Consider the following 11,539-nt stretch of genomic DNA (forward strand, 5'->3'; position numbering starts at 1 on the left):
GTCGCTGATCAGGAGGGCGGCGACGTCTATGTGCTGCCGATCGTGCTTGAGTTGGAGTCGCGGGAGCGGCTGGACGCGTTCCTCGGGGCGTTGCAGCGGGTGGTCGACCGACACGACATCTACCGGACCGCGATCCTGTGGCGGGAACTGCGCGAGCCGGTCCAGGTGGTGCTGCGTGAAGTGGAGCTGCCCGTCGAGGAGTTCGTGGCCGACCCCGAAGGCGGCGACACCGTACGGCAGTTGCTGGCGCACGCCGGGGGCCGGATGGACCTGAGCAGCGCTCCGCTGATCCGTGCGCACACCGCCGCCCGGCCGGGCGGTGACCGATGGGTGTGCCTCATCCGGATCCACCAGACCGTCCGGGACCACACGAGTCAGGAAGCCCTGCTGAGAGAGCTGGGCGCCTTCTTGTCGGACCGGGGTGACACGCTTCCCGAGGCGCTGCCGTTCCGGGACTTCGTGGCGCAGGCCCGGCTGGGTGTGCCGAGGGAGGAGCACGAGCGGTACTTCGGCGACCTGCTCGGGGACGTCGAGGAGACCACGGCGCCGTACGGGCTGCTGGACGTCCACGGCGACGGCACCGACGCGGACCGCGCGCGGTGGTCCGTCGACGAGGAACTGGCGGGTCGGGTACGCGAGACGGCGAGGTCGCTCGGTGTCAGCCCGGCCACGGTGTTCCACCTGGCGTGGGCCCGGGTCCTCGCAACGGTCAGCGGCCGGGACGACGTGGTGTTCGGCACCGTGCTCTTCGGCCGGATGAACGCCGGGGCCGGAGCCGACCGCGTCCAGGGGCCCTTCATCAACACCCTGCCCGTGCGGGTACGCGTGGGATCGTCGAAGGTGAGCGACGTACTGCTCGGACTGCGCGACCAGCTGGCCGAGTTGCTGGTGCACGAGCACGCCCCGCTGGCGGTGGCGCAGCGGGCCGGCGGTGTCCCGGGCGGCAGTCCGCTGTTCACCTCGATCTTCAACTACCGGCACCATCAGGCCGCCGCCCGGGCAGCGGAGCGGGGCAGCGGCACCATGCCGGACGGTGTGAGCCTGCTGCTCACCCGGGAACGCACCAACTACCCGGTCGCCGTGGCGGTGGACGACCTCGGTTCGGGGTTCGCCCTCACCGTCGACGCGGTGGCCTCCGTGGACGCCGACGCCGTGTGCTCCATGCTGCACACCACCGTCGGCAACCTGGTGACCGCGCTGGAAGAGGCCCCCGACACACGCTTCGTGGCCGTCGAGGCGGTGCCCGCGCACGAACTGCGCCGGGTGCTGACGGAATGGAACGACACCGACGGGCCGGTCGAAGCGGTGACGGCGCCGGAGCTATTCGAGGCACAGGCCGCCAGGACGCCCGACGCGGTGGCGGTCGTGGCCGGTACGACCGAGGTGTCGTATGCGGAACTCGACACGCGGGCCAACCGCCTGGCGCACCTCCTGAGGGATCACGGGGTGGGGCCGGAGTCCGTGGTGGGCCTGTGCCTGCCGCGGGGCGTGGAGGCGATCGCGGCGATCCTCGGCGTGTGGAAGGCAGGGGCTGCGTATCTGCCGCTGGATCCGGAGTACCCGGGGGAGCGGCTGGCGTTCATGCTCTCGGACAGCGGGGTAGGCGTCGTCGTCGGGCGGAGCGACCTGACGGGGCGCTTGTCCGCACCCGGGCCTCGGGCGCTGAACCTGGACGATCTAGAGGTGGCGGCCGCCCTGGAGACGGCTCCGGTGACCGCTCCCCGGGTGACCGGAACGCCCGACCGGATGGCCTACGTGATCTATACATCCGGTTCGACGGGGCGGCCCAAGGGCGTGGCCGTGTCCCATGCCGGACTGGCGAACCTGGCGGCCGCGCAGACGGACCGGTTCGCCGTGGACGGATCGAGCCGTCTGCTGCAGTTCGCGTCGATGAGCTTCGACGCGGCGGTGTCGGACGTGGTCGTGGCATTGTCCTGCGGCGCCTGCCTCGTCGTGGCCGGGGCGGACGAGCTATTGCCCGGGCCCGGGCTGGCGCGTGTCCTGTCCCAGCACGCGGTGACGCACGTGACCCTGCCGCCGGCGGTCCTGGCCGAGATGACACCCGAGGACCTGGCACCGGTGACGACCCTGGTCTCGGCCGGTGAGGCGCTGGGCAGGGAACTGGTGGGGCGCTGGGCGCCGGGGCGGCGGCTCGTCAACGCGTACGGGCCGACGGAGACGACGGTGTGCGCGACGATGTCCCGGCCGCTGGCGGTGGGCGACGACCCGGACATCGGCGGCCCGATCAGCGGTGTGCGGGCGTTCGTCCTCGACGACCGGCTCGCCCCTGTGCCGGTCGGGGTGGCGGGCGAACTGTACGTCGCGGGTTCCAACCTGGCCCGCGGGTACGTGGGGCGGCCCGACCTGACGGCCGAGCGGTTCGTGGCGTCCCCGTACACCGGACCCGGCGAGCGGATGTACCGGACGGGTGACCGGGTGCGGTGGACCGCCGACGGCCGGCTGGTCTTCGCCGGGCGGGCCGACGCGCAGGTGAAGATCCGTGGCTTCCGGGTGGAGCCTGAGGAGATCGCGTCCGTACTGACCGGGCACCCCGCGCTGGCCCGCGCCGCGGTGACCGTACGCGCGGATGCCTCGGGCGAGGGGCGTCTGGTGGCCTACGTCGTGCCCGCGGCCGACCGGTCGGACGCCGACGACATCGCGCTCGGCCGGGCGGTGCGCGATCACGTCGCGCAGGCTCTGCCGCAGTACATGGTGCCGTCGGCGGTCGTGGTCCTCGACGCGCTTCCGCTGACGGTCAACGGCAAGCTGGACCGCGCGGCGCTGCCGGAGCCGGATGTCGCCGCGTCGGCGGGGGCCGGCCGGGAACCGGCCACGGAACAGGAACGGATCCTCTGCGAGGCGTTCGCACGGGTGCTGGGCCTGCCGACGGTCGGTGTGGACGACGACTTCTTCGCCCTCGGCGGTCATTCGCTGCTGGCCACACGCCTGGTCAGCCGGGTGCGTACGGTGCTGGGCGCGGAGCTGCCGATCCGTACCGTCTTCACCTCGCCCACGCCGGCCGCACTCGCGGGCTGGCTCGCCGACCAGGGCGACCGGCGGCCGAAGGCCAGGCCGGTGCTGCGGCGCATGCGCAGGCCCGACGGCGTGTGAGCCGTCGCAGGGCCACTCGGTGACGGCCCGGCCCCCGCCGTTGAGCGCAGGGCCCGGCCCCTCCGGCGGCGCACCTGAGCGACGCTGCGCACGGCTCAGAGCACGTACGCATGAGGACAGCCCGGCCCTTTCGGGGCCGGGCTGTCCTCATCATGCTGTCCGTGTCGCGTCCGGCGTCACTCGGTGCGCAGGGCCGTGGCCGTACGGGCCCTGGCCGCCCACCCGGCCGGAATCATCGCGCCCAGCATCGCCAGCACGACGCCGCCCAGCCCCAGCAGGAGCAGCTCGACCGGCCCGTACACATCGAGGACCGGCGACGGCATTCCGGTGCCCACGGCGCGCCCCATCACCGGCATGACCACGCCGTGCAGCAGGTACCCCGCTGGCACGCCCAGCAGCCCGCCGACCACGCCGATCGCGGACACCGAGGCGAGCACGAGGCTCACCGTCTGCCGCGGCGACATGCCGATCGCCTTGCACACGCCCAGGTCGTGGACGCGTTCGCGGGTGTCCAGGACGACGGAGTTGAGCACGCCGAGACCGGCCACGGCGATCAGCATGAGGGTCAGCAGCACCGCCATCGCGTCCATGATGAGGATGACGCCGCTCTGCTCCGACTCCACGACGGTCGTGGCGTCACCGCCCATCGGCTGCACCACCGTCGCGAGCCTCCGGGCGAACTCGTCCGCCGAGACACCGGACTTCACGTCGACGAGAAACGTCTCGGGCTGCGCCGACGGGAAGTTGGCCATGTCCGCGTGGACCTCCAGCTCATTGCCGGAGGTGTCGAAGGACTCACCCACGATCCGCAGATCGGCGCTCTCCTTCTCGAACGTCATCCGCACCGTGTCGCCGACCTTGGTGCTGGTCCGCTCCAGGAAGCGCGTGGGCACGACGACCTGGCCCTTCCCGGTGATCCAGTGCCCCGAGAGCATCTCGTAGCTGCCGGAGCGCGAGTCGCCCTCGTAGAGGCTGGCCTCCACCGCGCCGGAGACCCCGGCCACGGCGACCTCCGTCTGGAGCTTGCCGTAGTACGACTCCAGCCCCGCCTCGGACTTGACGGCGGCCCGCACCTTCGCCGGGTCGGCCACCTTGGGCTTGGACGAGCCGGCCGCCGGGCTGGGGGCCACCGGAGACGGGCTCGCCGCGGCGTCGCCCCCCACGGGAGGCGGGGGCGGCGGGGGAGCGATGTTGTTCATCCTGACCGTCGTGACCGTGACCGCGGCACGGCTCTCGGGATCCTGCGACTTGCCGACCTCATTCAGGGACGAGGTCAGTCCCACCGCGAACGTCGCCGCGACCGTGCCGAACGCCACCGCGAGCAGCATCGCGAGGGCACGCACCGGATGTGTGAAGGCAGTGGCGAGCCCGTACGTCACCGGCCGGGGCAGCGGCAGCCGTCCCATGGCCCGGTGCGCCCATTGCCCGCGGCCCGGGCGCGGTGCCCGGCCGACCGCGATGGCCTCGACCGTGTTCAGCCGTCCGGCGCGCCGCGCGGGGATCAAGGCCGCGAGTCCGACCACGAGCAGCGCGGCGGCCGGTACCGCGACGTCCACCCACCAGGCCACCGACAGCGAGACGTTGCCGTACACCGACTCCGTGTCCGCCAGCAGCGGCACCGCCAGCAGGTTGCCCAGCACGATACCCAGGGCGATGCCGACCGTGGCCGGGATCAGCGCCTGCGCCACATACGCGCGGACGACCTCGCGAGGCGTGAAACCGATGGCTTTGAGGATGCCGATCCTGCGCAGACTCGTGCCGACCGCACCGCTGATCACACTGCTGACGATGATCACCGACATGACGATGCCGAGCACGCCGAAGGCCATCACGAACGGGACGGTCGCCGCCGCGCCCTGATCCGCGGCGCGCTTGGTGTCCAGCCAGGACTGCGTGCCCAGCAGGGCTCCGGAGTCCACGGCGGAGGCGAGCTTCGCTCGGTCGGCGAGAATCTGCTGATTCGTGCTCGCGGAGTCGAAGCGGTAGAGCATCTGGGTCGTGAGGGGGCTGCCCAGCGCCGCCAGCGCTTCGACCTGCTCCGAGGTCGCCCACGCGTCGGCGGACTTGCCGACCGACACGGCGAACCCGACGACCGACAGGGTCGGGGCGCTCGGGGTGTCCGACGTCTTGAGGACGGAGCCGATGTCGACGGAGGGGCCTTGGAAGGACGCGTCGACCACGATCTCGCCGGGCTTCTGCGCCCACCGGCCGGACTTCAGCTCCACGCGGTCGACGTCGGCGTCCGCGCCGGACCGCCCGACCACCGTCAGCGTCGGCATCCGGAAGCCCGACCGGTCCACCGGGCGGAACGCCGTGGACGCGTACGGCCCCGCGCTCGCCGTGACGCCGGCCAGCTTCTTGGTGCGCTCCAGCTGCGCCGCACTCGCCTTGGCCGGATCGAACTGCGCGGTGATGTGCGCGCCCTGCTGCTTCTTGAACGCGTCGTCAAAGGGAGCGGCCGCGGCGACCATCAGGGCCCCGGCCACCACGGCCGAGGCCACGGCCATCATCGTGGCCACGGCGATCACCAGGGTCTGCACTCGCCGTCGGCCGACCCCGGAGCGCACGACCCGGCCCAGCGCGCCGTTACCGAAGAGGCTCATCGGACGGCCTGCGCATACGTGTCGAGGGCGAGGTGACCGTCCACCAGGTGGATCGTGCGGCTGGCGCACGCCTCCGCCAGTGCCAGGTCGTGCGTCACCAGCACGATGGTCTGGCCACCGCGGTGCAGATCGATCAGCAGCTTGCGGACCTCAGCGCCCGAGGCGGAGTCCAGCGCACCCGTGGGCTCGTCGGCCAGCAGCAACTCGGGACGGTTGATCAACGCCCGGGCGACACCGACGCGTTGGCGCTCACCACCGGACAGCCGGCCCGGATAGGCGCGTGCGTGCTTCTGGATGCCCAGCATCTCCATGAGCTCCCCCGCGCGGGCCGCGGCAGCGCGCCGGCTCGTCCCGGTCAGCTGGGCCGGGAGCTGGATGTTGTCGGTGACGGTGAGGTCGTCGAGGAGGTTGAAGAACTGGAAGGCGATGCCGATGTGCTCGCGACGGAACTTGGCGAGGGCGTGCTCGCTCAACTGGTCGATCCGCCGCCCCGCGACGAGCACGGAGCCCTCGGTCGGCTTGTCCAGGCCGGCGATGAGGTTCAGCAGCGTGGACTTGCCGCTGCCGGAAGGGCCCGTCACGGCAAGGGCCTCGCCCTTGGCGACGCTGAGCGTGAGCGGTCCGAGCGCCGGCGCACCGGCGGTGTCGTAGCGCTTCGTCACACCTTCCAGCTCGATCACTTGATTCATGCGGGTTGTCCGTCCTTACGTTCGCGAGAGACACATGCCGTTGCCGACCCTGTGAACCTAGAGGCTGCCGCCCCCGCGGCGCGTCGGCCGCGGAACCAACATCGGCCCCTCCCAGCGGATGATTCGCCCTGGGAGTCCTACCTGAGGAGTAGGCCTCGAAGACAATGCCCTGATCAGACAGGTGGACGCGGATGGGCGGCGGGCGCCACACAATGGACGGATGGAGACGCAAGACCGGCGCCGCCGGCTTCACCAGCTCATCGACGCGCTGCGCCCCGAGGCAAAGTCCGCCCCGCAGTCGAAGCGGGCGGTGCGCGTGGACGTGGTGCTGGCGGTCGTGCTGACCGCCGTCGCTCTGTTCGTGGCGGTGCGGTACCCCGGCAACGGGCCGGTGGAGGCTCCCCCTCCCAAGATCGACATCGGAACCGGCGTGCCCGCGCCGCCCTTGCCCGGCCCCGACCAGGCGCCCGCGGAGGAAGATGCTCCGCCCGTCCCCTGGGCCATGGTCATCCTGTCGACGCTGCCGCTCGGACTGCGGCGCCTGTACCCGCTGGCCACGTTCGTGACGGTGCTGGTCGCGGCACTGGCCATCGGCGGCTCCGCCTCCTGGATCACCGTCCTGGCCTGTGTCGTCGGCGCCTACAGCGCCATCGTGTACAGCCGTTACCGGATACTGGCGATCGCCGTCCTGGTGCTGGCTGCCGCGCTGTCCGGTTACGCCTTCCGCAACGCGGATCCTCTGCTCCCGGGCTGGTCCAGCCCGGGATTCGTGCTGCTGGTGGCCGGGATGCTGGCCAGCCTCGTACGGTTCCTCCAACTGCGGCTGGCGACCAGCCGGGACCGGGTCACCGAGCTGCAGAAGGCCCAGGAGGAGGCCATGCGCCAGGCTGTCGCGGAGGAGCGTGCGCGCATTGCCGCGGAACTACACGACGTCGTGACCCACAATGTCAGCGTGATGGTGATCCAGGCGGGCGCGGCCCGCAAAGTGATGGACGTGGTCCCCGAGCAGTCCAAGGAGGCGTTGTTGGCCGTCGAGGCGGGCGGCAGGGCCGCCATGGCCGAATTGCGCCACGTGATGGGCCTGTTGGCGGCTCCGGACCACGAGAGACCCGACGGCCTGGAGCCGCAGCCGGGGCTGGCTCAGCTCGACGCGCTGGTCGCCCGGGTGCGGGCCGCCGGCACGCCCGTGAGCGTCGGCGTGTCGCTGCCGTCGGAACCGCTGCCCCCGGGGGTGGACCTGGCGGCGTACCGGGTCGTGCAGGAGGCACTCACCAACACGATCAAGCACGCACGCGGCGCGGAGGCGTCCGTCGCCATCGGATACACCGACGACTGCCTGGAGATCGAGATCACGGACACCGGAGGTATGAAGGACGCCCCGCCGGTGGAGAGCAATGGCCGCGGCCACATGGGGCTGCGCGAGCGACTGGCCGTGTACGACGGCGAACTGACGGCCGGTCCGACACCGGACGGCGGCTACCGGGTCGCCGCCCGCATCCCGCGGAGCGCGGCATGAGCGGGGAACGGCCGCCGCTGCGCGCCGTCATCGCGGACGACCAGGCCCTCGTGCGCACCGGTTTCAAGATGATCCTGGCCGCGGACGGCATCGAGGTGGCGGCCGAGGCCGCCGACGGGGCCGAGGCCGTCGCAGCGGTGCGCCGCACGCGGCCCGACGTCGTCCTCATGGACATCCGGATGCCGGTGATGGACGGCATCGAGGCCACCCGGCGCATCCTCGGCGGCGACGGTCCCCCGGAGACCCGGGTCATCATCCTCACCACGTACGACCTCGACCAGTACGTCTACGCCGCGCTCACGGCCGGCGCCAGCGGCTTCCTGCTCAAGGACGTCACCCCCGAACGCCTGGTGTCCGCCCTACGCATGGTGCAGTCCGGTGACGCCCTCCTCGCGCCCACGATCACCCGTCGGCTGATCGAACGCTTCGCCGTGCCCGACGAACCCCAGACCGTCGCACCGCACCGCGACCTGTCCGGTCTGACGCCGCGTGAACTGGAGGTGCTCCGCCTGCTGGCCACGGGGCTCAGCAACGCCGAGTTGGCCGACCGGTTGTTCCTGAGCCCCACCACCGTCAAGAGCCATGTCGGCCGCATCCTGTCGAAGCTGGACCTGCGCGATCGTGTCCAGGCCGTCGTCTTCGCCTACGAGACGGGTCTGATCGCCCCGGGCGGTGGCAACTAGCGCTGTGACGTGAGCGCCCTACGGGAACTGACGAGCTGTCATGAGCGTTGAGATGAAAGGCTCATGGCGGATCATGTGAATGTCGCGTTCCTCTATCCGAGGGCTCGACAATGACCAGAGCGACGCGTGAGCATTGGTGGTGAAGGCGCGGGCGACATCTCAGAACGGGAGGAGATGCACGGAATTCCAGATTCCGCCAGTGGGGTGTGCCCGGGCTCCGGACCGGGCTGTGAACCGGTCCGTTCCGGTCGTGCTTAGCCGACCGGTCGCAGGCAAGTCAGATTCGTGAGCTGTCAGTCAACGGGGTGGACAGAATGAATCAGATGATCGGCGTCTCTCACTATTCCTCGGCCGCGGACTTAACCGGAGCGGCCGCCACCGGAGTCGTCGCCCGCGACACCGGCCCGACGACGTCCTCCGGGCCTCCGCAGGTGAGCCCGCCGGCGGTGCAGGATATTCCCATCACTTCACTCATGCCGGGCACCTCCCTGCGCTCGCGCGGGCCGGACGCGGAGCACGTGGCCCGCCTGGCGGAGGTGGAAGGGCCTCTGCCGCCCATACTCGTCGACCGCCGCACGCTGCACGTCATCGACGGCATGCACCGCCTGATGGCCGCCTTCGTCAGGGGGCAGCGGACCATCAGCGTGGAGTTCTTCGAGGGCAGCGCCGACGAGGCGTTCCTGCGCGCCGTGCAGGCGAACGTGACCCACGGCCTGCCGCTCTCGCAGGCCGACCGGCGGGCCGCGGCGGCGAAGATCGTCAGATCCCACCCGCACCTGTCGGACCGGGCGGTCGCGCGCGCCTCCGGGCTCGGGGCCAAGACCGTGGCCGCCATCCGCCAGCAGTACGACGACGTGCTGCACCTGCACGCGCGAGTGGGCAGGGACGGCAAGGTCCGTCCGCTCAGCAGCGACGAGGGGCGCAAGCGCGCTGCGGAGCTGATCGGCGAGCGCCCGGACGCCTCACTGCGGGAGATCGCGCGTCTGGCGGGTCTCTCGCCGGCGACCGTGAGCGATGTCCGAAGGCGGTTGCGCGCCGGGCAGGATCCGGTCGTCGGATGCGGACAGAAGGCCCGCCAGGACAAGGCGGCCCAGCCCGCCGACGTGGTGTGCTCACTGCCCGCCGGGCGCGCGGACGACAGGGGCGAAAGCGACCCCCAGGGCGTGCTGGAGAAGCTGTTGCGAGACCCCTCCCTGCGCCACAAGGAGGAGGGGCGGAACCTGCTGCGCCTGCTGCACCAGAACGCCGTCGGCATGCAGCAGTGGACCGAGCTCACCGCGGCGGTCCCGCCGCACTGCGGTGCCCTGGTGATGAACCTGGCCCGCCGGTACGCCGAGACCTGGTCGCAGTTCGCCCAGAACCTCGATGCGCAGTTGCAGGCGTCGAGCCGGCGGACCGTGGGCGGATAACGGGACGTCGCCCGGGCCCGTTCCGGGTCCGGGCGTGTGTGCGCAGGGGCGTCTGACGGGCTTCGGCCTTGTTCAGGCGCCCGTTCTGGTTTGGGTGCGGCTCTGCGTGAGGGACGGTGATCACGCCGTGAGTGCGAGGCTGTCGCGGTAGCGGATGGCGTGAACCGCAGGTGCTTGCGCTGAGCGTGATACTCCCAGTACTCCTCGAAGTCGCCGTTGCTGATCACCGTGCGGAGCCTGAGAACGGCCTCGGCCCCGGCCAGGCCCCAGCGGGCACCGGTGATGTCCATCCGGTCCTTCGCCAGGTGCCGGCAGGCCCCCTCGATCACGCCTGTCGAGATTGGCCAGTCCTCCGCCGGCGCGATGTCATAGCCGAGGTAGGGGAGCTTCGCGCGCAGGTAGCCGACCGCCTTGTCCACCCCCAAGCGCCGCTGGCCGTCCAGTTCCGCCGCGTCCGCGCGCGCTTCGAGGGCGTCGGCGACTTGCTCGGCCCGGCCCTGGAGGATCTCCAGGACCTTCTCGCCGACCCAGCTCTCGGCGGCGGGGACGGTCCTGGCGAAGAAACACCAGGCCGCGCCCCAGGCGCTCCAGCACGTGAACGAAGTCGATCAGCAGGCGTACCTCCAGCCCGCGCGCGTCGCACTGATCATGGATCAGGTCCAGCTGGTGGCGGGCGCCGTCGACCAGCTCACCCATTCTCGCTCCCGGTCCGGGTCGCGGCGCTCGGCCTCGTCGAACACCGTGCCGATGACCTGCTCGGCGTCGCGTTCGGCGGAGGCGGTCCGAGCTGCACTGAGATTTGTGGAGTCCCCGGACTGTCCCGATGGTCCGGAAACGAGACAGCGAAGCGGGGGAGCCGTGGCTGGGGCGCTGCCGTAGTCGAGGTACCAGGTGGAGCCCTCCCGGCCGTGGCCGACCCGCAGCCGGCGCAGCCAGCCCTGCGGCTTGAGGACCGTCTCGTAGACGGCCCGCAACGTCGTGCGGGAGATACCCGCTTCCTCGGCGGTCTGCCGCTCGCTGGCGTGGTGCAGGGGGCCGCCCGCGATCTCGGCGAAGTTCAAGTGCGCTCGCAGCACCCGCAGCGCGGTCCGCCCCGCTCCCCGCACCACGGTGTGGTCTCTATACGGTCCCGCAGCGCGGCAAGGACCTCGTACGCGTCGTGCCGGGAGCCCAGCGCCTGGGTGGTGCTGACCGCTTCCGAGGCGCTGGCCCACACCCGGCGGATGTAGTCCAGGGCGCGCGTCTGACCGGACCGGAGGGCGATGTTGCGGGCGTGCCGTCCGCCTTCGTGCTCGGGGTGCAGCAGGAGCTGCGTGAGCTGGTCGATGGTGCCGCCGGCGCGGGCCACGTGGCAGGCGATGGCCGCGGTGATCCGGTGCCCGTGCTCGGCCGCCCCCTGGCAGTCCGCGCGTGGCAACACGGTCCGGCCGTCGGAGGCGAGCTGGCTGTAACTGCCGGTGGCGTAGCGGCCGGTGAGGTCGCCGAGCAGAATGAGATCGGTCGCAGCCGACGGCAGTTGGGCGTGTTC

General features: G+C 71.5%; 7 protein-coding genes and 1 pseudogene. 4 read left to right on the forward strand and 4 right to left on the reverse strand.

Annotation, left to right across the window (positions count from 1 at the left end; all coding sequences use genetic code 11):
• A partial coding sequence (locus AC27LF_RS44860; RefSeq protein ID WP_479665057.1) for a non-ribosomal peptide synthetase occupies positions 1–3,111 on the forward strand: 3,111 nt, incomplete at its 5' end.
• A 176-nt stretch (positions 3,112–3,287) separates the two neighbouring features.
• On the opposite strand, the gene AC27LF_RS44865 is transcribed toward AC27LF_RS44860, so the two are convergent.
• Complete coding sequence (locus AC27LF_RS44865; protein ID WP_479665058.1) at positions 3,288–5,714, reverse strand: ABC transporter permease; 2,427 nt, start codon at positions 5,712–5,714, stop codon at positions 3,288–3,290.
• The gene (locus AC27LF_RS44870) at positions 5,711–6,403 is read right to left on the reverse strand and encodes an ABC transporter ATP-binding protein (protein ID WP_479665059.1); all 693 of its coding nucleotides are present in this window, start codon (positions 6,401–6,403) and stop codon (positions 5,711–5,713) included. The genes AC27LF_RS44865 and AC27LF_RS44870 overlap by 4 nt, the downstream gene beginning before the upstream one ends.
• 220 nt (positions 6,404–6,623) lie before the next feature.
• On the opposite strand from AC27LF_RS44870, the gene AC27LF_RS44875 reads away from it, so the two are divergent.
• The 3 genes from AC27LF_RS44875 to AC27LF_RS44885 all read left to right on the forward strand — a co-directional run bounded on the left by AC27LF_RS44875 (position 6,624) and on the right by AC27LF_RS44885 (position 10,011).
• Entirely contained in the window at positions 6,624–7,919 is a 1,296-nt protein-coding gene (locus AC27LF_RS44875) for a sensor histidine kinase (RefSeq protein WP_479665060.1), read from the forward strand.
• A complete protein-coding gene (locus AC27LF_RS44880; RefSeq protein WP_479665061.1) occupies positions 7,916–8,602 on the forward strand; it encodes a response regulator in 687 nt (228 codons plus the stop codon). Before AC27LF_RS44875 ends, AC27LF_RS44880 begins: the two co-directional genes overlap by 4 nt.
• Before the next feature lie 473 nt (positions 8,603–9,075).
• A complete protein-coding gene (locus AC27LF_RS44885; RefSeq protein WP_479665062.1) occupies positions 9,076–10,011 on the forward strand; it encodes a transcriptional regulator in 936 nt (311 codons plus the stop codon).
• Positions 10,012–10,664: 653 nt separating this feature from the next.
• Here AC27LF_RS44885 and AC27LF_RS44890 read toward each other — a convergent pair.
• Both AC27LF_RS44890 and AC27LF_RS44895 read right to left on the reverse strand, forming a co-directional pair.
• Positions 10,665–11,072 carry a hypothetical protein gene (locus AC27LF_RS44890; protein ID WP_487231305.1) on the reverse strand — a complete coding sequence of 136 codons (408 nt, stop codon included), beginning with the start codon at positions 11,070–11,072 and terminating at the stop codon, positions 10,665–10,667.
• Positions 11,069–11,539: pseudogene (locus AC27LF_RS44895) on the reverse strand (helix-turn-helix domain-containing protein); the annotation flags it as partial. The gene AC27LF_RS44890 and the pseudogene AC27LF_RS44895, both read right to left, overlap by 4 nt.

The sequence above is a fragment of the Streptomyces diversicolor genome, assembly GCF_057537855.1.

Coding starts and splice junctions, on each gene's coding strand:
- AC27LF_RS44875 (WP_479665060.1), top strand. CDS start 6,624: ATGGAGACGCAAGACCGGCGCCGCCGGCTTCACCAGCTCATCGACGCG.
- AC27LF_RS44865 (WP_479665058.1), bottom strand. CDS start 5,714: ATGAGCCTCTTCGGTAACGGCGCGCTGGGCCGGGTCGTGCGCTCCGGG.
- AC27LF_RS44885 (WP_479665062.1), top strand. CDS start 9,076: ATGCCGGGCACCTCCCTGCGCTCGCGCGGGCCGGACGCGGAGCACGTG.
- AC27LF_RS44870 (WP_479665059.1), bottom strand. CDS start 6,403: ATGAATCAAGTGATCGAGCTGGAAGGTGTGACGAAGCGCTACGACACC.
- AC27LF_RS44880 (WP_479665061.1), top strand. CDS start 7,916: ATGAGCGGGGAACGGCCGCCGCTGCGCGCCGTCATCGCGGACGACCAG.